This is a genomic window from Streptomyces sp. NPDC005141, from assembly GCF_053599975.1.
In genome coordinates this window covers 1-21,659 of sequence record NZ_JBSFYW010000086.1, presented here as the reverse complement: position 1 = coordinate 21,659, position 21,659 = coordinate 1, and the positions used below count along the sequence as shown (strand labels likewise).

Here is a 21,659-nt window from a genome sequence, read left to right as displayed (position 1 = left end):
CGAGGGCCGGCGGCCCGAGGCGACCGACGGCGGACCGGGCCCCGACCCGGTCCGCGACACCGTCGTCGGCTTCCTCCTCGGGAACCCGCCGCAGAGGTCAGCCGGCGGTCGCGAGGAACTGGGTGGCGGCCAGCTCGGCGTACAGCGGATCGGCGGTCACGAGCTCGCGGTGGGTGCCCACGGCGCGGACGCGGCCCGCGTCCATCACGATGATGCGGTCGGCCGTCGTGACGGTGGACAGCCGGTGCGCGACCACGAGGACCGTGGTCGTACGGGCGACATCGGCGACCGTGTCACGCAGCGCGGCCTCGTTGACGGCGTCGAGCTGCGACGTGGCCTCGTCGAGAAGCAGCAGCCGGGGGCGGCGCAGCAGAGCCCGGGCGATGGCGACGCGCTGGCGCTCGCCGCCCGACAGCTTGGTGCCGCGATGGCCGACCAGGGTCTCCAGCCCGCGGGGCAGCCGGCCGACCAGGCCGTCGAGGCGGGTCGTCTTCAGCACCCGGGTGAGCTCCCCTTCCTCGGCCTCCGGATTGCCGAGCAGGAGGTTGTCGCGCAGGGAGCCGGACAGCACCGGTGCGTCCTGCTCCACATAGCCGATGGCCGACCGGAGCCGGGGCAGATCCCACTCCTCCAGCGCACGGCCGTCGACGGTGATGTGGCCCGCCTCGGGATCGTAGAACCGCTCGATGAGCGAGAAGACGGTGGTCTTGCCCGCGCCGGAAGGGCCGACGAACGCGGTCAGGCCGCGGGCCGGGACGGTGAACGAGACCCCGTGGTGGACGTACGGCAGATCGTCCCCGTACCGGAAGCGGACGTCGTCGAAGGCGAGTGCCGCCGGTTCCGCGCCCGGGGTCGGCAGCGGCGCGGGCAGCGCGGCCGGCTCCGCGGGCAGGCGCAGCGCCTCCTGGATGCGGGCGAGCGCGGCGGCCCCGGTCTGGTACTGCGTGACCGCGCCGACCACCTGCTGGATCGGCGACATCAGATAGAACACGTAGAGCAGGAAGGCGACCAGGGTGCCCACGTCGATGGCGCCGGTCGCGACCCGGGCGCCGCCCACCGCGAGGACCGTGATGAAGGCGATCTGCATCGCCAGACCGGCCGTGTTGCCTGCGGCCGCCGACCACTTGGCGGCCCGGACGCTCTGCCGCCAGGACTCCTCGGCGGCCGCGTGGATGGTCCGCTCCTCGCGGTGCTCGGCGCCGGACGCCTTGATCGTGCGCAGGGCGCCGAGGATCCGCTCCAGCGAGGCACCCATCACCCCGACGGCGTCCTGGGCCTGCCTGCTCGCCCGGTTGATGCGCGGCACGATCACGCCGAGCACCGCTCCCGCGCACAGGACCACGGCCAGCGTGACGCCGAGCAGCACCACGTCGACCAGGCCCATCATCACCACCGTCGCGACGAGGGTGAGGCCGCCGGTGCCGAGGCCGACCAGGGAATCGGTCGTGACCTCGCGCAGCAGGGTCGTGTCCGAGGTGATGCGGGCCATCAGGTCGCCTGGCTCGCTGCGGTCCACGGCCGGTATCCGCAGCCGCAGCAGATACGACGAGAGGGCGCGCCGCGCGCCGAGCACCACCGACTCGGCGGTGCGCCGCAGAACGTACGAACCCATCGCTCCCACCGCCGCGTTGGTCACCACCAGGACCGCCATGCCGAGCAGGGCGCGCCCGATCGGCCGGTCGTGCGACAGATTGTCGATGAGCCCGCGGGCCACCAGCGGCAGCACCAGGCCGGTGGCCCCGGTCGTGAGCGCCAGCAGCGCGCCGGCGAACAGCGCCCAGCGGTGCGGTCGTACGTATCCGAGCAGCAGGCGCCATGCGGGCACCTCGGGCTCGGCCTCGGTCAGGCTCACGGCGCTCCTTGCGGGAGTTGAGAGGGGGCCCTCAGGCTACGTCGGCGACGCGCCCGGCCCGGTCCCAACTGCCCGGAGTCCGCGCGGACTCAGGACACGCGGGATTCAAGAGCCGCCAGCGTGGCGTCGAGGTCCGCCGGGCGTGGCCGGTTGTGGGGGAGCCGGGCGAGCAGCGCGGCCATGCCGCAGGTGTTCGTGAGCGCCGAGAAGACCAGGCCGCCCGCTGTGCCCGCGGAGAGCAACCGCCAGGCCGGGCGCAGGAGTCCGAGGCCGAGGCCCGTGAGGACGACGGTGCCGGCGGTGAACCGGACCTGGCGTTCCATGGACCAGCCGGCCCGCGCGGGCGTGACCGGTCGGTGCAGTTCGTGTCCGCGTTGCGCCCAGGCGCTGGTGCCGCCGGTGAGCGTGGCCGCCCGTACGCCGTGCTCGGCCAGCAGGGCGCAGGCGTTCGCCGAGCGGTTGCCGGAGGCACAGACGACCAGCAGCTCGGGGCGGGCGTCCCTGAGCACGGACAGCGCCCGGTGGAGTCCGTCCAGGGGGATGTTCAGGGCGCCCGGCAGATGGCCGGAGGCGTACTCGCCGGGGGTGCGGACGTCGATGACGGTCAGCTCGGCGAGCCGGCCGTGGGCCTGGTCGGCGTCGAGGGCGACGGGGGTGTTCATGGGGAGTGTCATCCTTGATCTTCGAGGGTGCCCCGGAGGGCGGAGTACAATACCCCTAGGGGTATGGGTGAAGGAGTGTTCGTGGAACTGGAACTCGCGGGTGCCGAGCTGAAGTCAGTGCTGAACCGGTTGCGCCGGGCGCAGGGACAGATCTCCGGAGTGATCCGGATGATCGAGGAGGGACGCGACTGCGAGGACGTGGTCACCCAGCTCGCCGCGGCCTCCCGCGCCCTGGACCGGGCCGGTTTCGCGATCATCGCCACCGGGCTCCAGCAGTGTCTGACCGACGCCGAGAACGGCGCGAAGAACGGTGAGACCAACGAGCAGATGCGGGCCCGTCTGGAGAAGCTCTTCCTGTCGCTCGCCTGACCCTCACAGCGCGACGTCCAGAAGCATCAGCGCGGCCACGCCCAGCAGGGCGCAGGCGAAGATCCGCTGGAGCGTGCCGCCGGACACCCGGGCCGCCAGACGCTTCCCGTCCCACGCGCCGAGGACGGCCGCCCCGGCGAACGGCGCCACGACCGCCCAGTCCAGGCTCTGCGCCGTCCCCGCGCGGGCGAGCAGCGCGGCCAGCGAATTCGCCGTGATCACCAGCAGGCTGGTGCCGACGGCGGCCCGCATCCGCAGACCCACGACGTTCACCAGAGCCGGTACGGCGAGAAAGCCGCCGCCCACGCCCAGCACCCCGGTCACCGCACCCAGACCCGCGCCCGCCCCGGTGATCCGGCCGCGCCGCGCGGGCACGGCGGCCGGCCCACCGGCCGACGGCCGGAGCATCCGGAACGCCGCGAGGCCCGCGACCACCGAGAAGGCGCCGGTCAGCGCGGCGGGAGGCAGCCGTCCCGAGACCGCCCCGCCCAGCACCGCGGGGATCAGCCCCGCCGCCGCGAACAGCGCGCCGGCGCGCCAGCGCACGGTGCCCTCCCGGGCGTGCGCGGACAGCGCGGTCGCCGAGGTGACGGTGACGATGACCAGGCTCGCGGAGGTCGCGGCCGCGGGCGTGAACCCCAGCAGATAGATCAGGGCGGGCACGGCCAGCACACTGCCGCCACCGCCCAGCGCTCCGAGGGCGAGCCCGGTCACGGCTCCGGCGGCGACAGCGAGGATCAGAACGCTCACGCCGCGGGGCCGCCGAACTCGTGGCCCGCCGCGTCGGGCGTGGCCTGCGAGGTGCCGTCGCCGTCCACCTGGTCCCCGTCCGTCCGGCGATGGCGTGCGTGGGCTTCGGTGGCGGTGGCGGCGGCCGAGGCGGAGAGGGTGGGGCCGGAGTCGGAGGCGGGGGCTTCAGCCCGTCCGCCCGGTGCGCGCGCGTCGAGTGGGACGGTGTCGGCTGCGGGGCCCGTGGAATCCCCGGGCCCGGCCGGGGTGATCCGTGCCACGGGCAGGCCGGACGTGCTCGCGGAGGCGAAGGAGTCGTCGACGGCCACGACCTCCCGGCCCGCCGCGTCGAGCAGTGAGGCGGCGATGGCGGCCCGCATGCCTCCGGCGCAGTGCACCCAGACGGTTCCGGCGGGTATCTCCCCGAGCCGCTCGCGGACCTGGTGGACGGGGATGTGCACCGAACCCGCGATATGGCCCCCTGCGCGCTCGGAATCGCGCCGGACGTCCAGGATCACGGCCCGGCCGGGGACGGCGTACGCCTGGGCCAGTTCGGCGAAGCCGGCGCGCCGGAAGGCACGCGGCCGTTCCCCTTCGCGTACCCAGTCGCCCGGTGAGCCGATCGCGGCCGCGGCCGGCCGGTCCACGCCGACGCGGGCCAACTCCCGCTGTGCATGGGCGAGTTGTTCGGCGGACTCGGCGAGCAGGGTGACCGGCTTGCCCCAGGGCAGCAGCCAGGCCAGATACACGGCGAGCTGACCGTCCGCCTCGAAGTTGACCGCCCCGGAGACATGCCCCGTGGCGAACGCGAGGCGGCTGCGCAGATCCACGACCCACTCGCCTGCCGCGAGCCGGGCGGCGATCTCCGCGGAGTCCGCGAGGGCGGGCGGGGTGAGATCCACGGAGGCGGGGCCGGCGGCGTTGGCGGGGCCCATGTGCGCGTAGTACGCGGGTACGTCGTCGAGTCCGGCCAGGAGGTCCGCGACGAACGCGTCGACGTCCTTGACCAGTGCTTCGTTGCTGTCGCGCTCGCGCCCGATCGTCGTCGTCGCGTCACCTTCCGCGCTGCTCGCGGAACAGAAACTGCCGAAGCCGTGGGTGGGCAGGACGGCGGTGTCGTCCGGCAGCTCGGCGGCGAGCCGGTGCGCCGACGCGTGCTGCGCGCGGGCCAGTTCCCCGGTCAGCCGCGGCTCCACGAGATCGGGCCGGCCGACCGTGCCGATGAGCAGCGAGCCGCCGGTGAAGGCCGCGAGGGCGCGCCCGCTCTCCTGAAGGACGTACGAGGTGTGGTGCGGGGTGTGACCGGGCGTGGCCAGCGCGCGCAGCGTCAGTCCGGCATCCACCTCCACCGTGTCCCCGTCGCCCACCGGCACCCGCTCGAACGCGACGCGGGCGCCGGCCGGGACCAGGTAGGCGGCCCCGGTGAGCCGGGCCAGTTCCAGGCCGCCGCTCACGTAGTCGTTGTGCAGGTGCGTCTCGACGACGTGGGCGATCCGCACGCCCCGCCGGGCCGCCGCCGCGATCACGCGCTCGACGTCCCTGGGCGGATCGACCGCCACCGCGGCGCGTGGGCCACCCGCCAGATAGCTCCGGTTGCCCAGGCCCGCCACCTCGATGGTGTCGACGAAGAACACGGCAGCACTCCTCTCCTGCGTGAAGCCCGACAGGCTCCGCGGATCAATGGGAAATTACCCCCGGGGGTATATCTTCACGATAGCAGAGGTACCCCCGGGGGTATCTGAGAGCTCCTGGTGACGGGCCTCTCCTCGTCCTCGTCCCTGTTCTCGGCCCCCGGCACGGCGGGCGCGGGGTATCGCCACCCGCCAGGGCCGGCCGTTCCGGCGCACCGGGACCGGAGCCACCGCGGACCGGCTGGCCTTCTACCGGCCGGTCACACCGTAGGGTCGGTCGACGGAACGTCGACTCAGGGAAGGGCTCACTCACATGGCGCAGGAAGTACGGGGTGTCATCGCACCGGGCAAGAACGAGCCGGTGCGCGTCGAGACCATCGTCGTGCCCGATCCGGGGCCGGGCGAGGCCGTGGTGAAGATCCAGGCCTGCGGGGTCTGCCACACGGACCTGCACTACAAGCAGGGCGGTATCAACGACGACTTCCCGTTCCTGCTCGGCCACGAGGCGGCCGGAATCGTGGAGTCGGTCGGCGCCGGTGTCACGGACGTGGCGCCCGGCGACTTCGTCATCCTCAACTGGCGCGCGGTGTGCGGGCAGTGCCGTGCGTGTCTGCGCGGACGCCCCTGGTACTGCTTCAACACCCACAACGCGAAGCAGAAGATGACCCTGACGGACGGCACCGAACTGTCTCCGGCGCTCGGCATCGGCGCCTTCGCCGAGAAGACGCTGGTCGCGGCCGGACAGTGCACCAAGGTCGACCCGGCGGTCTCCCCGGCGGTCGCCGGACTGCTCGGCTGCGGTGTGATGGCCGGGATCGGGGCCGCTATCAACACGGGCAACGTCGGCCGCGGCGACACGGTCGCGGTGATCGGCTGCGGCGGTGTCGGCGACGCGGCGATCGCCGGCTCCCGGCTCGCGGGCGCGGCGAAGATCATCGCCGTGGACATCGACGACCGCAAGCTCACGACCGCCGAGAAGCTCGGCGCGACGCACACCGTCAACTCCCGTGAGACCGACCCCGTCGAGGCGATCCGCGAACTCACCGGAGGCTTCGGCGCCGACGTCGTCATCGAGGCCGTGGGCCGCCCCGAGACATACCAGCAGGCGTTCTACGCCCGCGACCTCGCCGGCACCGTCGTGCTCGTCGGCGTGCCCACCCCCGACATGAAACTCGAACTCCCCCTGATCGACGTCTTCGGACGCGGCGGCGCCCTCAAGTCGTCCTGGTACGGGGACTGCCTGCCCTCCCGCGACTTCCCGATGCTGATCGACCTGCACCTCCAGGGACGCCTCGACCTGGGCGCCTTCGTCAGCGAGACGATCGCCCTGGACGAAGTGGAACCGGCCTTCGAGCGGATGCACCACGGTGACGTGCTGCGCTCGGTGGTGATGCTGTGATGAGCGCACGCATCGAACACCTCGTCACCTCGGGCACCTTCGCACTCGACGGCGGCACCTGGGACGTCGACAACAACGTGTGGATCGTGGGAAACGATCACGAGGCGATCGTGATCGACGCCGCCCATGACGCCGACGCCATCGCCGAGGCGGTCGGAGACCGGCGACTTCGGGCCATCGTGTGCACCCACGCCCACAACGATCACATCGACGCCGCTCCCGCCCTCGCGGAGCGGACCGGCGCCACCATCTGGCTCCACCCCGACGATCTGCCGCTGTGGAAGCTCACCCACCCGGACCGCCTGCCCGACGCCTGGCTCCAGGACGGCCAGGTGATCGAGGCGGCGGGCACCGACCTGACCGTGCTGCACACCCCCGGGCACGCCCCGGGCGCGGTCTGCCTCTACGACCCGGGCCTCGGCACCCTCTTCTCCGGCGACACCCTCTTCCAGGGCGGCCCGGGGGCGACCGGCCGGTCCTACTCCCACTTTCCGACGATCATCGAGTCGATCCGCGACCGGCTGCTCACCCTGCCGCCCGACACGGTCGTCCGTACGGGACACGGCGAGACGACCACGATCGGCGCGGAGGCCTCCCATCTGGAGGAGTGGATCGCACGGGGCCACTGACGCCGCCGTCCCGCCGCGGTGAGGCGCCGACCGCCCGGCGCCGACCGGCGGCGACACGGCGGAAACGACTCGGAGATACCTGACAGAAGATGTCCGGCTTCCGGGAGACGCTCGTAGCGACACGGGGACAGCACCCGTGAACGCGACGCGCACGGAGGTCGGACATGTCAGGGCCGTTGGAAGGCACGCTGCGGGACAAGGTCGCACTGGTGGCGGGCGCGACCCGCGGCGCGGGCCGCGGAATCGCCGCGGAACTGGGCGCGGCCGGCGCCACCGTCTATGTGACCGGCCGCAGCACGCGCGCACGGCGCTCGGAGTACGACCGCCCGGAGACCATCGAGGACACCGCGGACCTGGTCACCGCGGCCGGCGGGCGGGGCATCGCGGTCCCCACCGACCACCTCGTCCCGGCCGAGGTGGCGGCGCTCGTCGCCCGGATCGCGGACGAGCAGGGCCGCCTGGACATCCTGGTCAACGACATCTGGGGCGCCGAGAAGCTCTTCGAGTGGGACGCCCCCGTATGGGAGCACGACCTCGACAACGGCCTCAGAATGCTCCGGCTCGCCGTCGAGACCCACGCGATCACCAGCCACCACACGCTGCCGCTGCTCCTGCGCAGTCCCGGCGGCCTGGTCGTCGAGATGACCGACGGCACGGCGGACTACAACCGGGACACCTACCGGGTCTCCTTCTTCTACGACCTCGCCAAGTCGGCCGTGCTGCGCATGGCGTTCGCCCTCGCGCACGAAGTGGGCCCCCGCGGCGCCACCGCCGTGGCCCTCACCCCCGGCTGGCTGCGCTCGGAGATGATGCTGGAGGCCTTCGGTGTGACCGAGGAGAACTGGCACGACGCCGAGGAACGCGTCCCGCACTTCGGTATCTCCGAGACGCCGCACTACGTGGGACGCGCGGTCGCCGCGCTGGCCGCCGACCCGGACGTCGCGCGCTGGAACGGGCAGTCCCTCTCCAGCGGGCAGGTCGCCCAGGTGTACGGCTTCACCGACCTCGACGGCAGCCGTCCGGACTGCTGGCGCTACATGGTCGAGGTCCAGGACAAGGGGAAGCCGGCGGACGCGACGGGGTACCGCTGAGGGGCGGGAGGTCCGGACAGGCGAGCCGGGCCGGCCACGGAGGGCGTGGCCGTGGTCAGGCGCGCGCGTGCAGCGGCGGTACCTGCCACGCGGCCGGCCGCTCCGTCATCAGGGAGAGGTCCGCGCGCACCGCCGCGTAGTACGCCTCGCGCTCCGTGCGCTGGCGTTCGAGCAGGGTCTGCCATGCCTCGGGGTCGCGGGTGCCTTCGTAGAGGAAGCGCTCCATCTCCATCACCACGACGACCCAGGCGCGCGACTTCTCCACCACCTCCGGAGTGCCCAGGAGCAGCAGTGCCTCACCGGCCGGGTCCCCGGCCTCCGCGGCCTCGGCCAGCAGCGGAGCCGCCTCCTCCGGCGACAGCGCATGCGGGTGGGGGTCGTTGCCGAGATGGGCGGCGACCCGGTATGTCAGCGTGATCGTCTTCTTCAGACACCGCGCGTAGTCGGCGTACACCGCGAGCCGTCGTTCCTCCCAGCGCGCGGTCTGCTCGCGGCCGAAGCGGGCCCGGTCGCCCCGCACGATCGCCAGGTACGAACCGAGGGCACCGATGACCACGCCGATCAGAGCCGGGAGTTGCTGTATGAAGGCGGACATGGGCGCACGGTATCTGTCGCCGTGACGATCTTGGCAGTACCTTCGCTGCCATGACTGCGATGAGGCGCTTCGAGGGATACGGGGTTCTGATCACGGGTGCGGCCCGCGGTATCGGCGCGGCGACCGCTCATCGGCTCGCCGAGGAAGGCGCCCAGGTCCTCGTCACCGACATGGACTTGGTGGAGGCGGAGAAGACGGCCGGCGCACTGCGTGAACGCGGCGCGCGGGCCGAGGCGTTCAGCTGCGACGTGGGGGAGCGGGCCCAGGTCGAGGCCGCCGTGGCGTACGCCGTCGACGCCTTCGGCTCGCTCGACGTCCTGGTCAACAACGCCTACCGGTGCAGCCCCGACGCCCCGCTCTTCGAGGACGAGAGCGACGAAGTGTGGGCCCGCGACCTGGACATCACCCTGAGCGGCGCCTACCGCTGCGCCCGCGCGGCGCTCCCGCACCTGGTGGCCTCCGGCCGCGGCGCCATCGTCTCCATCGGCTCCGTCAACGGCATCCAGGACTTCGGCAACCACGCCTACAGCGCGGCCAAGGCGGGACTGATGTCGCTCACCCGCACCCTGGCCAGCCATGCCGCCGGCCGGGGCGTCCGGGTGAACCTGGTGGCACCGGGAACCGTCCGTACCACCGCGTGGGAGGGCCGTGACGACGATCTCGCCCTGGCGGCCGGGCTGTATCCGCTGGGCCGGGTCGGCGAACCCGAGGACATCGCGGCCGCCGTCGCCTTCCTCGCCTCCCGCGACGCGTCCTGGATCACCGGCACGACCCTGTGCGTCGACGGTGGTCTGCTGGGCGTCAACACCGGGTTCCGGCGGGTGCGCGGGGCCGACGGTGGAGACGGCGACTTCGGCGGCGGGGGCGAGGGCGTCTAGCCGCGCGGCTCCGCGCAGTGACGCTCGAGGGCGTCGGACACCCGGTCCGTGTCCGCCTCGGTCGTACGCCAGTTGCTGAACGCGGCACGCAGCCCGTGCGTCCCGTCGTAGAACGTCGGTGTCAGGAAGGCCTCGCCCGAGGCGGCGACGGCATCGGCCAGTGCGCGGACCCGCTGCTCGGTCGGGTCGTCGGCGAGGGTGAAGCAGGCGACGTTCAGCCGGACGGGCGCGAGGAGCCGCAGCGCGGGAACACGGGCGATCCGCTCGCCCAGACGCCTGGCGAGCGCGACGTTCCGCTCGACGATCTCGCGATGTCCCTCGCGGCCGTAGGCCGCCAGCGAGAACCAGGCCGGGAGCGCGCGCAGCCGACGCGAGTTCTCCGGGGTCAGGTGCAGGAAGTCGGGATCCCCGGTGGGGAGTCCGAGATAGGGCGAGGCGTTGTGGAAGACCCGGACCTGGAGGTCCTGGCGACGGGTGAACTGGACGGCAGCGTCGTAGGGGACGTTGAGCCACTTGTGCAGGTCGACACAGACGGAGTCGGCGGCGTCCAGACCCGCCACCAGCGAGGAGTGCGCGGGCGACAGCGCGGCGAAGCCGCCGAACGCGGCGTCCACGTGCAGCCAGAAGTCATGGCGCTCCCTGAGCGCGGCGATCGCCCGCAGATCGTCGAAGTCGACGGTGTTCACGGTCCCGGCGTTCGCCACGACGACGGCCGGACGCCCGTCGAGCGCGGAGAGCGCGGCGTCGAGCCGCTCGACGTCCACGGCCTCGCGGTTGCCGGGCAGCACCGGCACCGCACGCAGGCTGTCCCGGCCGAGGCCGAGCACGGACAGGGCCTTGGCGACGCTGGAGTGCGGGCTGCCCGACAGTACGTCCACCGGACCGAGCGCACCGGCCCCCTCGCGCGCGACCGACACGCCCCGGCGCTCGCCGAGCCACTCCCGCGCGATGGCGAGCCCTACCGTGTTGGAGACCGTCGCCCCGCTCACGAACGCCCCGTGGTGTTCCTCGCCCAGTCCGAACAACTCGCGCAGCCAGCCCAGCGTCTCGTGCTCCAGGGCGCTCGCGAAGGATCCGCCGCTGCCCGAGACGTTCTGGTCGTAGGCGCCGGTCAGCCAGTCCCCGGTGAGTGAGGCGGGTGTCGCGCCGCCGGTGACGAAGCCGAGGTAGCGCGGGCCGGCGGAGCCGGAGAACCCCGGGGCCCACTGCCCGGCGAACCGGGTCAGGGCGCCCTCCGCCCCCGCGCCCTCGGCCGGAAGCGGCGCGGGGGCGGGCGCCTTGCCCAACTGGGCGACCGGACGGCGGTCGAGGCCGGTCACCTCCTGGACGGCGAAGTCACGGGCGGCCTGGAGGAGTTCGGGGAGTCGTTCGAGGTCAGCGGCGAGGGTGGAGTACATGTCGGCAGCGTAGGGGGGAGGCCCCGCCGAAACCTCGGTCCAATCGGGGGAAACTGGACCGATACCGAGGGCCGACATATCCGGCCCGTCCCCAGTGCGTGAACCTCTCGCCGGGCCGTACACCCGATCGTGCCCGCCCGCCCGCCCACCCGCCCCGAGCGGATCGGCGCCGCGCGGCGGGCCCCGGGGCCGTGGGCCGCGCCGCCGCAGCCGGGCCGTCGTGGAGCCGAGGAGGGTGTGGACCGGTGCAGCGAGGAATGTCACTGTTTGGTCCCGGTCCGGTCGGCCGTACAACGCAATACCCTCATGGACGGTCTAGCAGGGCAGACAACACGATGGACACGACAGGGAAGGCCCGTCATGGGGGACACACGCAGACGAGGAGCCGTCGCGCTCGGGCTCGCCGGACTGGTCGCGCCGCTCACTCTCGCACTGGGCGCGACACCCGCGCAGGCAGCGAGCTGTACGACGTCGACCGGCCCGAACCAGAAGCAGGTGGAGAAGTTCCTCGGACGGCCGGTCGACGGCCGTCAGTCCGTCGCCGACTGCAAGGCGATCCAGGCCTTCCAGACCAAGCACGGCATAACCCCGAACATCGGGTACGCGGGATCTGTCACCTGGGGCGTGATGGATCTCATGAACAAGCAGAAGGCTGTCGGGACCAACCCGAACAGGGACGGCAAGTGCCCGGTGAACAAGGGCCGTATCGCCTGCGTCAACCTCACGCTCCAGCTCAGCTGGATCCAGGACGGCAGCAGGCTGGTCTACGGTCCGGTCCCGGTCCGCACGGGCAGGGACGGCTACGAGACCCGCACCGGCCTGAAGAAGGTCTACTGGCGTGACATCGACCACGTCTCGAGCCTTTACAACGTGGCCATGCCATACAGCCAGTTCTTCGACGGCGGTCAGGCCTTCCACTCGGTGGGCCTCAGCATGTGGAACCCGCCGGGGTCGCACGGCTGCGTCAACATGACCCCGACCACGGCCAAGAAGTACTGGTCGCTGCTCAAGAACGGCGACGACGTCTACGTGTACGGCCGCAAGCCCGGCACGTGAGTGACGAGCTTCACGGTCCGTTATGTCGCTCGGTGCGCCTTTACTCACATTGTCTTCACGTCAAGGACCGTATGCTTCACGCCATGTCCACCACTCCTGACACCGACACTCAGCGCTCGGCCGCCGAGGTCAACGAGGAGATCCGGGCCCTCTGGTTCCGGGCGGGCGGGACCCTGAGCATCGAAGAGCGGCGTGAGTACCAGCGTCTCGTGCTCGAATGGGCCGAGGCCGCCCCGTCGTCGACCCGGGCGGCCTGACCCTCCGCATCCCGGCCGGGGCTCCCCGTCGAGGGGAGCCACCGCCTCGGACCTCCGCACCGGCCTCCGGCGGTTCGGCCCCGACTCCGTTCACCTCGAACCGACTCCGGGCCGCTCAGCCCCAACTCTGCGAATACTGCCGCCGATAGGCGTTGCGGTCCTGCTCGGTGCGGATGAAGCGGGTCGCCACCAGCGCGATGACGCTCCCCGCGATGACGAGCAGGCCCGGGCCGACGTTCTGCGGGTCGGTGAGCTGGGTGACGAACGTCTCCGCGGTCCCCGCCCCCGTACTGCCCACCGGCTCCACCGCGCCCGGTGCCGCCGCGCCCGGCCCGGCCGCCGCCCCCTGCGAGGCCGGCGCCGAAGCCGGCGCCGAGGGCGCTGGGGACGACGGGGCAGCACCGCCGGCGGCGCCCTGAGGCTGACCCGCGAGCGTCACCCCCAGGGCGGTGAGCGCCTTGGTGACCGGCTGGAAGAACGTCGTGCCGCCCGTCGCGCAGTCGCCGTTGCCGCCCGACGTCACCCCCAGCGCGATGCCCTCGGAGAACAACGGGCCGCCGCTGTCGCCGGGTTCGGCACACACCGTGGTCTCGACCAGCCCGGTGACCGTGCCCTCCGGGTAGTTGACCGTCGCGTTGAGCGCGGTCACCTTGCCGTCGTGCAGCCCGCTGGTGCTGCCGCTGCGGAAGACCCGCTGGCCCACGGCCGGATCGGCGGCGCCGGTGATCCGTACGCCGTTGCCGCCGCCGATGCCCACGATGTTGCTCCCGGCCGCCGCCTGCTGCTGCCCGGCGTCGTACTGGATGAGGGAGAAGTCACTCCCGGGGAACGCGGTGGAGACCGTGCGGCCCACCTGCTGCCGGCCCGAGTTGTCGGAGAACCAGACGGAGCCGGCGGGGCCGCAGTGCCCCGCCGTGAGGATGAACTCGCCCTGTGCGCTGGTCACATTGAAGCCCGCCGAACAGCGCCCGCTCGTCGAGAAGATCGCCTGTGCGCCGTTCACCCGTGTGGTGAAGGTGCCCTGGGTCCGGCGCATCCGCACGGAGTCGCCGATACCGTCGGCCAGTTTCGTCATGCGCGACCAGTCGGTGGCGGAGACCGTGCTGTCGGCCTGCACCACCACCTCGTTCTTCGTGTAGTCCACAGCCCAGGCCGTGCCCGGCACCCGGGGCGCCGAACCGAGCGTCTCCGTGGCGGACTTGAGGTCCTGCATGCTGTGCGGCACGACCTTCGGGCGGGCACCCGCCCGTTTCACCTCGGCCGCCGCACCCGTGTCGGTGACCGCGACCACGGGACGCCCGTCCTCGGCGATCCAGCTGCCGGCGGTCCGCGAGGTGCCCAGCCGGGACACCAGCCCAGCACCCGTGTCCGCGGCCGCCTGCGCCGAACTCTCCTTGGCACGCGACGTGTCCGACGGTTCGCTCGCCATCGCGTGCGTCACCATCAGCCCCCCGCAGAGCAGTCCGCCGACGGCGGCGAAGCGCGCCCCCCGTCGGACGATCCGTCGTCGTGCGTGCCTCATCCATGGGCTCCCGAAGCCGAACGGAGCGACGTCACCGCCGCCGAGAGCCCCGGTCGAGGGCCCTCCCCTCATACGTGCGCCCACACCCGCGCGTTCACCCACGCCCTCAGGTCCTGCCGAGGCGCCCGGTCCGACCCCGGCGCCGGCTGCCATGATGGCCGCATGCGTGTGCTGATTCCCCTCCCCGACCATGACTTCGACGTCACCGAAGTCGCCGTACCCTGGCGGATGTTGACGCAGGCCGGCCACGACGTCGTGTTCGCGGCCGAACGCGCGGGCACCCGGCCCGAGGCGGACCCGCGGCTGCTCACGGGCGTGCTGTTCGGCCGGCTGGGCGCGGAGCGGGAACCTCGCCGCTTCTACGGGGAATTGACCGACTCGGCCGCGTTCCGGGCCACCGTCTCCTGGGCCGACGTGGACGTCGAGGACTTCGACGGCCTGCTGCTCCCGGGCGGACACGCGCCGGGTATGCGGCAATACCTCGGCTCAGTGCCGCTGCAGCGGCAGATCGCCCGGTTCTGGGCCCTGCGGCGGCCCGTCGGCGCGATCTGTCACGGCGTCCTCGTGCTGGCCCGCGCCCAGGACCCCGCCACCGGCCACAGCGTCCTGGCCGACCGCCGTACGACCTGTCTGCCCAAATACATGGAACGCACGGCGTACTTCAGCACGGCATGGCGCCTCGGCCGCTACTACCGCACCTATCCCGCCTACGTCGAGGACGAGGTCAAGGCGGCCCTCACCGACCCGGGCGGACGGTTCGAACGCGGCCCGCGCACGCTCACCCGGCGCGGCACCGCCACCGACGACACCCAGGCCTTCGTCGTCCAGGACGGCCACTACCTCTCCGCCCGCTGGCCGGGAGACGCCTACCTGTTCGGCCGCCGCTACCTCGCCCTGCTGCGGAGCACAACCGGCGGGGAGGGCGGCGCGCCCTGATCCGGTCGAGCCGGACCCACCCGTCGACGAGCAGCCATCAGTGCCCTGCGGCCCGATCCGAACGACAGCTCCTAAGCGCGGGCGCGGGTTCGGGCCCTCACCTCTTCCGGCGTCAGATACACATCCGTGCGCTCGAAGTCCCGCAGGGTTCCCTTCCGGTCCGCGAGGAAGCCGGTGCGGACGAAGTCGTCGCCCGTCACGGCGTTGAGCAGCCAGTTGGCGCCCGTACGGAACCGGGCGGCGCCCGTGCGCAGCGCGTACAGGTGGTATCCGCGGGCCACGACCTGTGCGGGCACGCCCTTGAGGCCGATGCCGAACGGCTTGGACACCGCGTCGTGGCCGCCCAGGTCGACGACCAGGCCGAGGTCTCGGTGCCGGTAGGGCAAGGTGGGCTGCCCGCGCAGCCTCGCCGTCAATACCTTGGCCGCGTGCCGGCCCTGCCTGGCCGCGTGCTGGGCGGTCGGCGGGCACGCGGAGCCGTCGCCCTTGGCGAGGTCGGGCACCGCCGCCGCGTCGCCCAGGGCGAACACCCCGTCGAGCCCCGGCACCCTGAAGTCGGGCTCGGTGGCGATCCGCCCGCGCACGGTCTCCGCGCCCAGTGAGTCGACCAGCGGGCTGGCCGCGACACCGGCGGTCCACACCAGCGTCCGGGAGGGCAGCACCCGCCCGTCGGTGAGGGTGACCGCGTCCTTGGTGACGGAGGCGACGGAGGTGCCCAGCGAGATCTGCACGCCGCGCTCGCTCAGCAGCCGCAGCGCGCTCGCGCCCAGCTTGTCGCCGAGTTCGGGCAGCAGTTTCGGGGCCACGTCGACCAGGTGCCACTTGATGAGGCCGGGGTCGATACGGGGGTGGTAGCGCTGTGCCGCGGCGGTGGTCAGGCGTTGCAGACAGGCCGCCGTCTCGGTGCCCGCGTATCCGCCGCCGACCACCACGAACTGAAGCCGTGCCGCTTGCTCGTCGTCGTCCGACGTGGCTGCCGCCAGGTCGAGTTGGGCGATCACGTGGTCGCGCAGATAGGTGGCCTGGGCGAGCGTCTTCATGCCGCGCGCCTCCTCCGCCAGACCGGGGATGTCGAAGGTGCGGGTCACGCTCCCCGGAGTGAGTACCAGGTAGTCGTAGCGCAGGTCGACGAGTTCCCCGGTGATCTTGCGGACGACACAGACCTTGGCGCCCGGATCGACACCGATCACCCCGCCGGGCACCAGTGCCGTGCGGTGCAGGATCCGGCGCAGTGAGGGCGCCACGGACTGGGGGGTGACGACACCGGCGGCGACATGCGGCAGCAGCGGCAGGTACAGCTGGTAGTTGGTGGGGCTGATCAGGGTGATCCGGGCCTCGCCGGGGGTGAGCGTCCTCTCGAGGCTCCGGGCGGCCTCGACTCCGGCGAATCCCGCGCCGACGATGACGATGTTCGGTCCTTGCATCCGAGCAGCCTCTTTCCACTGGTGCCAGCCGCGAGCCTCAGGCTCACACGCGACGCGGACGTCTGCCACCGCACCGCAGGTGGACAGCGGGTACCCCGAGTCGCACGAAGCACGATCTCTACCGATCAGTAACTGCCTCTTCCCCCTCCGTACACGCGCTGCCAGGATCATGTCTGCCGCGGCGACGGTCCCGTGACCAGGCACCGTCGCCGTCGCGATGTACGCGTACTCCATCGGCAGACGTGCACAACAGACGTGAAAAGGGGACAGGCATGACGAGACGCGGTGTGGTGCGCCGGATGGGCGTGGTGTCGGCGGTCGTGGCGCTGGGGATCGGAGGGACGGTCACGGCGGCCGGGTCCGCCGCCGCGGCGCCGGCCCAGGTGGTCGCGAGCACGTCCGCGACGGCCGACGTCGACTACGCCACCTGGCAGAAGGACGTCCAGGCCGTCATCGACCAGGCGGTGCCGTACGTCGAGCAGCGCACCGACGCGGGCGGCAAGAAGCTCGCGGTCGTGTTCGACATCGACAACACCACGCTGGAGACCGACTTCCACCCCTGGTACGAGCTGCCGACCCCGGCGGTCACGGCCTCTCTGGCACTCGCCCGCTACGCGCACTCCCGCGGTGTCGCCGTCTTCTTCGTGACCGCGCGTCCGGGCATCATCGCCGCCGAGACGAAGTGGAACCTGAAGAGCGTCGGCTATCCGGTCGACGGCCTCTACGTGCGGGACCTGCCCGACCTGTTCGACCAGGTCAGCGCCTACAAGACCGGCAAGCGCGCGCAGATCGAGTCCCTCGGCTACACGATCATCGCCAACGTCGGCAACAACACCACCGACCTGGTCGGCGGCCACGCCGAGCGCACCTTCAAGCTGCCGGACTACGACGGTCAGTTGTCCTGACCCGGACGGCTCGGGCGCCGCGGGGCCCGCGGACCGGCCCGCTTAGACTTCCGGCATGGACGAGGCCTCGCTGAACAAGTTGGGATCGGGCAAGTATCTGCTGATCACCAGCTATCGCAAGAACGGTACGGGGGTGGCCACGCCGGTGTGGGTGGTGCCCGACGGCGCGGCGCTCGGTGCCTGGACCGTCGCCGACAGCTGGAAGGTGAAGCGCATCCGCAACCGGGCCGACGTCCTGGTCGGGCCGTGCGACGTGCGCGGCAGGCCGACGGGGGAGCCGGTCCCCGCCACGGCGGAAATCGTCGACGCGGCCGAGACCGCCCGCTACCGGGCGCTGATCGCCCGCAAGTACGGGCTGGTGGGCCGTCTCACCCTGTTCGGCAGTCGCCTGCGCCGCGGCGCGAGCGGCACGGTCGGCATCCGTATCACTCCGGCTCCGTGACACCGTGAGCCCGGCGGTCGTACGGGGGTCCCGTGCAACCCGGACTCCCGTACGGCCGCCCACGCTGCTGAGTCCGGCCAGTACCGGAACGGCCCCCCGCCAGTAACGCGAGCGCCGGCGACGAGATTGCCGGGCCGCCCAGTATCGCGGGCTCCCGCGTCTTCGCCATGGCACAGCCCCCCGCGTGCACGTGGTGCACCTTCGTCGCACGAACACCGGCAGGCGCACGCTGACGCCCGAATGTCTCCGATCGTGCCGGTTCCGTGTGGTGCGGGAGTTGGCCGGATGTGTTCTGTGGGAAGCGTTGACTAGAAAGCGCTTACCCCTTACGTTCCCGTTCAGCAGCATGACCCGTGTGTGACATCTCGTATACGAGACATCAGATCTCCGAGCCGCACCACCTGGGCAAGTCGTCATCCACGACCCGCGTTCAGTCCGTACGCGTAATGCCGCACATCGCATGCTGTTCAGATCCAAGTACGTCGTTCGTGTACATGACCCACGGTCAATCCGAAGGGACACACCCGCATGCGTACTCGCCCCCCACGGAAGATCTCCTCACGCCTTGCCCTGGTGACGGCCGGGGCCGCCCTGGCCGTCACCGCGGCTCTCGTCCTGCCGCAATCGGCCGGAGCCGCCGAGACCTCGCCGGTCGGCTTCGGCGCCGGTACCACCGGCGGCGGCGGCGCCACCGCCGTCACCGTCACGACGCTCGACGCCTTCAAGACCGCGGTCACCGGCACCTCGGCCAAGGTCGTCAAGGTCAACGGCCTGATCTCGCTCAGCGGTCAGGTCGACATCGGCTCCAACACCACGGTCCTGGGCGTCGGTTCGGCGTCCGGGTTCACCGGCGGCGGACTGCGCCTGAAGAAGGTCAGTAACGTCGTCGTCCGCAACCTGAACATCAGCAAGCCGGTCGCACCCGCCGACGGCATCACCGTCCAGGCCTCGACGAAGGTGTGGATCGACCACAACGCCTTCTCGTCCGACCGTGACCACGGCAAGGACTACTACGACGGCCTGCTCGACATCACGCACGGGTCCGACTACGTCACCGTCTCCTGGAACACCTTCAAGGACCACTACAAGGGCTCGCTCGTCGGCCACAGCGACAGCAACTCCAGCGAGGACACCGGTCACTTGCGGGTGACGTACCACCACAACTGGTTCAACAACATCAACTCCCGCATCCCCAGCCTGCGTTTCGGCACCGGGCACTTCTACGACAACTACGTCGTCGGCGCCGACACCGCCGTGCACTCCCGCATGGGCGCCCAGATGCTCGTCGAGAACAACGTCTTCCGGAGCACGGCGGTCGCTGTCACCACGAACCGCGACAGCGACGTGGACGGCTACGCCAACCTCAGCGGAAACGACCTCGGTGGAGCCGCCACCGAGGTCTCGCAGGTAGGCACGTTCACCAAGCCGTCCTACAGCTACACCGCCGAGCCCGCCTCGACGGTCGTCTCCTCGGTGACGTCCGGTGCGGGCGCCGGAAAGCTCTGACCGCCCCCACGTTCGAGCGTCCCTACTCGACCACCCCCCACTCGCCCCCACTCACCCCCACCTGGAAGAAGGCATCGGGACATGACGTCATCAGCACGCCCCCGCGCCCGGCGGCGCGCCCTCACCGGTACCCTCGCCGCGCTCGGCCTGTCGGCCGCCATGGTGATGGCCGACGGCGCCCTGAATCCGGCGAGCGCCGCCACCTGGCCCACCGCGAACGGCAGTCAGGCCGTCTCCTCCACCATCTCGGTGTCCGGCACCAAGGACTACGGGATGAAGCGCCTGTACGGCACCGGTGACCTGGGCTCGGACAGCCAGGACGAGGACCAGGGACCGATCCTGGAACTGGCCGCAGGCACCGTCCTGAAGAACGTCATCATCGGCGCGCCCGCCGCCGACGGCATTCACTGCCTGGGCAGTTGCACGCTGCAGAACGTCTGGTGGGAGGACGTCGGCGAGGACGCGGCGACGTTCCTCGGCTCCTCGTCGTCCAATGTCTACACCGTCAGCGGCGGTGGCGCGAAGGCGGCCAGCGACAAGGTGTTCCAGTTCAACGGCGCCGGAACGCTGAACGTGTCGAACTTCGCGGTGCAGACCTTCGGCACCTTCGTCCGGTCCTGCGGCAACTGCAAGACGCAGTACAAGCGGACGATCAACCTCAGCGCCATCGAGGCGACCTACAAGGGAAGCAAGCTCGTCGGCATCAACACCAACTACGGCGACAGCGCGACGCTCAAGTCGATCAAGATCGTCGGGGACAGCAGCAAGAAGATCGTCCCCTGCCAGAGGTACATCGGCAACAACACCGGGGCGGAGCCGTCGACGAACGGCAGTGGTCCCGACGGCACCTACTGCAAGTACGCGACGTCCGACATCACCTACGGCTGACGCCCGTCGCCAGTACGGCTGAACGGACCGCTCCCGCATGCCGGTTCGTTCAGCCGCGCACGGCCGGCCGTCCCGGAGACGGCGGCTCGCGGTGCGGACCGTCCGTCGTACTCAGTTCCAGCCGCCGTACGAGCCGTCGACGAGCTGGAACACCGGCTGCCGGCGCACCGGGTCCTGGGCGGTGGCGAGTTGCACCCGGTCACCGCTGTGGATGGTGGCGGGCGAGCCCATGACGCGGCCGCGGACCGTGAATCCCTCCGTCATCTCGATGAGGGAGACATTGCGGGCCGCCGGGGTGTTGCGGTGGATCACCGTGGAGTGGCGGACGACGCCCGTGCCCGCGCTCGCCTCGGTCCGCAGGTCGCTGCCCGCGCAGACGGGACACAGGAGACGGTTGTACATGGCGGTGGCGCACCAGCGGCACCGCTGGAAGAGCAGGACGTCTCCGGGGTGCTCCTCCGAACCGGTGTCGAGCACGTCCGTCGCGGAGCCGATGCCTGGGTGAAGGGCGATTCCTGGGTGGTACACGATGTCATCTCCCTGCGCTCGGCCGGAATCCGATGTGCGCGGATCGCCGTGCACGACCACAGGTTATGGCACTGAGTGTCACCCGTAAAGGCACTCCGTACCCTCAAAAATAAAAGGAGGGCGCGGGAGGCCGGCCCGGTCCGCGCTCAGTCCCGCCGGAAGGCCGACTCGATCTCCTGGACCACTCGCCACATCGGCGCTCCGCGGCGCGAGACGACCACCACCACGTCCTCCGCCGTTTCGTCCGCGCGTTCGCCGGGCGGGGAACCGAAGGCGTTCTGTACATACCCGAGCGCGTGGTCGACCGCCTCCGCGGCGTCCCCCTTGCCGTCCGAACGCAGCCAGGAGCGCAGGGCGTTGTTGTGCGCGGCGACCACCGCCGCGGCGACGACGTCGGCGCGCAGCGTGTCCGCGCGCGGGCCGGTGGAGCGCCCGCGCAGGTACTCGGCGAGGGCGCGCTCGTAACGCCAGACCACCGACAGCTCGTACGCGCGCAGGCCGGGGACCTTCCTGGTGAGGCGGTACCGCTGGACGGAGAACGTCGGGTTCTCGGCGTACATGCGCAGGACGAGCCGGGCGGCGTCGCAGACGCGCTGCACCGGGTCGTCCGTGCCGGCATCCTCGCTCAGGAACGCCGTCATGTCGGCCAGGCAGCGCTCGTGGTCGGGGAAGACCACGTCCTCCTTGGAGGGGAAGTAGCGGAAGAACGAACGGCGGCCGACCCCGGCGAGCGCCACGATGTCGTCGACCGTGGTCCCCTCGTAGCCGCGCTCCAGGAAGAGCTGGAAGGCGGCTTCCACCAGGGCGTCCCGCATCGGCGGTTTGACGGTGGTCGCGTCGACGGGCTCGCGGCGCCCCGGTGCCTCGTTCATCGGAACTCCTCCGTGGATACCCGGCCTTCAGGCCGGGGTGGGGGTACCTCCCGCTTGCGGGGGAGAAACGGACTCCTGCGGAGCAGGGCAG

General features: G+C 71.6%; 21 protein-coding genes and 1 pseudogene. 12 read left to right on the top strand and 10 right to left on the bottom strand.

Annotated features, from left to right (window positions below):
* Positions 1–97: 97 nt before the first annotated feature.
* Both ACWD68_RS38150 and ACWD68_RS38145 read right to left on the bottom strand, forming a co-directional pair.
* Positions 98–1,852: an ABC transporter ATP-binding protein gene (locus ACWD68_RS38150; RefSeq protein ID WP_451811052.1), complete on the bottom strand. Its 1,755-nt coding sequence runs from the start codon at positions 1,850–1,852 to the stop codon at positions 98–100.
* 89 nt (positions 1,853–1,941) lie between these two features.
* On the bottom strand, positions 1,942–2,514 hold the full coding sequence (locus ACWD68_RS38145) for a rhodanese-like domain-containing protein (RefSeq protein WP_451811051.1): 573 nt from the start codon (positions 2,512–2,514) through the stop codon (positions 1,942–1,944).
* A gap of 81 nt (positions 2,515–2,595) precedes the next feature.
* Here ACWD68_RS38145 and ACWD68_RS38140 point away from each other — a divergent pair, with 81 nt between their 5' ends.
* Positions 2,596–2,883 carry a metal-sensitive transcriptional regulator gene (locus tag ACWD68_RS38140; RefSeq protein ID WP_356466982.1) on the top strand — a complete coding sequence of 96 codons (288 nt, stop codon included), beginning with the start codon at positions 2,596–2,598 and terminating at the stop codon, positions 2,881–2,883.
* Positions 2,884–2,886: 3 nt separating this feature from the next.
* Here ACWD68_RS38140 and ACWD68_RS38135 read toward each other — a convergent pair whose 3' ends face one another.
* Both ACWD68_RS38135 and ACWD68_RS38130 read right to left on the bottom strand, forming a co-directional pair.
* Complete coding sequence (locus ACWD68_RS38135; RefSeq protein WP_451811050.1) at positions 2,887–3,633, bottom strand: sulfite exporter TauE/SafE family protein; 747 nt, start codon at positions 3,631–3,633, stop codon at positions 2,887–2,889.
* Positions 3,634–3,890: 257 nt separating this feature from the next.
* A pseudogene (locus tag ACWD68_RS38130) lies at positions 3,891–5,246 on the bottom strand (rhodanese-like domain-containing protein); the annotation flags it as partial.
* Positions 5,247–5,556: 310 nt separating this feature from the next.
* On the opposite strand from ACWD68_RS38130, the gene ACWD68_RS38125 reads away from it, so the two are divergent.
* From ACWD68_RS38125 to ACWD68_RS38115, 3 genes are all read left to right on the top strand, one after another.
* The gene (locus tag ACWD68_RS38125; RefSeq protein ID WP_451811049.1) at positions 5,557–6,642 is read left to right on the top strand and encodes an S-(hydroxymethyl)mycothiol dehydrogenase; all 1,086 of its coding nucleotides are present in this window, start codon (positions 5,557–5,559) and stop codon (positions 6,640–6,642) included.
* Positions 6,642–7,271, top strand: a complete 630-nt coding sequence (locus tag ACWD68_RS38120; protein WP_451811048.1) for an MBL fold metallo-hydrolase — start codon at positions 6,642–6,644, stop codon at positions 7,269–7,271. The genes ACWD68_RS38125 and ACWD68_RS38120 overlap by 1 nt, the downstream gene beginning before the upstream one ends.
* A 164-nt stretch (positions 7,272–7,435) precedes the next feature.
* Entirely contained in the window at positions 7,436–8,362 is a 927-nt protein-coding gene (locus ACWD68_RS38115) for an SDR family oxidoreductase (protein WP_451811047.1), read from the top strand.
* 55 nt (positions 8,363–8,417) lie between these two features.
* Here the strand turns inward: ACWD68_RS38115 and ACWD68_RS38110 are convergent, their stop codons facing one another.
* Positions 8,418–8,957 (bottom strand): hypothetical protein, encoded by a 540-nt coding sequence (locus tag ACWD68_RS38110; RefSeq protein ID WP_451811046.1) that lies wholly within the window; start codon positions 8,955–8,957, stop codon positions 8,418–8,420.
* 50 nt (positions 8,958–9,007) lie between these two features.
* Between ACWD68_RS38110 and ACWD68_RS38105 the strand changes: the two genes are divergently transcribed.
* Positions 9,008–9,835, top strand: a complete 828-nt coding sequence (locus ACWD68_RS38105) for an SDR family NAD(P)-dependent oxidoreductase (protein ID WP_451811045.1) — start codon at positions 9,008–9,010, stop codon at positions 9,833–9,835.
* Here ACWD68_RS38105 and ACWD68_RS38100 read toward each other — a convergent pair.
* A complete protein-coding gene (locus ACWD68_RS38100; protein WP_451811044.1) occupies positions 9,832–11,232 on the bottom strand; it encodes a pyridoxal phosphate-dependent decarboxylase family protein in 1,401 nt (466 codons plus the stop codon). The genes ACWD68_RS38105 and ACWD68_RS38100 overlap by 4 nt on opposite strands.
* Positions 11,233–11,592: 360 nt before the next feature.
* Between ACWD68_RS38100 and ACWD68_RS38095 the strand changes: the two genes are divergently transcribed.
* Together ACWD68_RS38095 and ACWD68_RS38090 are read left to right on the top strand one after the other, a co-directional pair.
* The gene (locus tag ACWD68_RS38095; protein WP_451811043.1) at positions 11,593–12,288 is read left to right on the top strand and encodes a L,D-transpeptidase; all 696 of its coding nucleotides are present in this window, start codon (positions 11,593–11,595) and stop codon (positions 12,286–12,288) included.
* A 71-nt stretch (positions 12,289–12,359) separates the two neighbouring features.
* Positions 12,360–12,545: a hypothetical protein gene (locus ACWD68_RS38090; protein WP_451811042.1), complete on the top strand. Its 186-nt coding sequence runs from the start codon at positions 12,360–12,362 to the stop codon at positions 12,543–12,545.
* A gap of 115 nt (positions 12,546–12,660) precedes the next feature.
* Here ACWD68_RS38090 and ACWD68_RS38085 read toward each other — a convergent pair whose 3' ends face one another.
* A complete protein-coding gene (locus ACWD68_RS38085) occupies positions 12,661–14,067 on the bottom strand; it encodes a S1 family peptidase (protein WP_451811041.1) in 1,407 nt (468 codons plus the stop codon).
* Between the two features lie 162 nt (positions 14,068–14,229).
* On the opposite strand from ACWD68_RS38085, the gene ACWD68_RS38080 reads away from it, so the two are divergent.
* Complete coding sequence (locus ACWD68_RS38080) at positions 14,230–15,003, top strand: type 1 glutamine amidotransferase domain-containing protein (RefSeq protein ID WP_451811040.1); 774 nt, start codon at positions 14,230–14,232, stop codon at positions 15,001–15,003.
* Between the two features lie 71 nt (positions 15,004–15,074).
* Here ACWD68_RS38080 and ACWD68_RS38075 read toward each other — a convergent pair whose 3' ends face one another.
* Complete coding sequence (locus ACWD68_RS38075) at positions 15,075–16,427, bottom strand: NAD(P)/FAD-dependent oxidoreductase (protein ID WP_451811039.1); 1,353 nt, start codon at positions 16,425–16,427, stop codon at positions 15,075–15,077.
* A 272-nt stretch (positions 16,428–16,699) separates the two neighbouring features.
* Here ACWD68_RS38075 and ACWD68_RS38070 point away from each other — a divergent pair, with 272 nt between their 5' ends.
* The 4 genes from ACWD68_RS38070 (at position 16,700) to ACWD68_RS38055 (ending at position 20,168) form a co-directional block, all read left to right on the top strand.
* Positions 16,700–17,332 (top strand): HAD family acid phosphatase, encoded by a 633-nt coding sequence (locus tag ACWD68_RS38070; RefSeq protein WP_451811038.1) that lies wholly within the window; start codon positions 16,700–16,702, stop codon positions 17,330–17,332.
* Between the two features lie 55 nt (positions 17,333–17,387).
* Positions 17,388–17,774, top strand: coding sequence for a PPOX class F420-dependent oxidoreductase (locus ACWD68_RS38065; RefSeq protein WP_451811037.1), 387 nt, complete (start codon positions 17,388–17,390; stop codon positions 17,772–17,774).
* Between the two features lie 528 nt (positions 17,775–18,302).
* On the top strand, positions 18,303–19,280 hold the full coding sequence (locus tag ACWD68_RS38060) for a pectate lyase family protein (RefSeq protein WP_451811036.1): 978 nt from the start codon (positions 18,303–18,305) through the stop codon (positions 19,278–19,280).
* 81 nt (positions 19,281–19,361) lie between these two features.
* Positions 19,362–20,168, top strand: a complete 807-nt coding sequence (locus tag ACWD68_RS38055) for a pectate lyase (RefSeq protein WP_451811035.1) — start codon at positions 19,362–19,364, stop codon at positions 20,166–20,168.
* Positions 20,169–20,279: 111 nt separating this feature from the next.
* Here the strand turns inward: ACWD68_RS38055 and ACWD68_RS38050 are convergent, their stop codons facing one another.
* Positions 20,280–20,699 (bottom strand): Zn-ribbon domain-containing OB-fold protein, encoded by a 420-nt coding sequence (locus ACWD68_RS38050; protein ID WP_451811061.1) that lies wholly within the window; start codon positions 20,697–20,699, stop codon positions 20,280–20,282.
* 143 nt (positions 20,700–20,842) lie between these two features.
* The gene (locus tag ACWD68_RS38045; RefSeq protein WP_451811060.1) at positions 20,843–21,511 is read right to left on the bottom strand and encodes a TetR/AcrR family transcriptional regulator; all 669 of its coding nucleotides are present in this window, start codon (positions 21,509–21,511) and stop codon (positions 20,843–20,845) included.
* Positions 21,512–21,659: the final 148 nt, after the last annotated feature.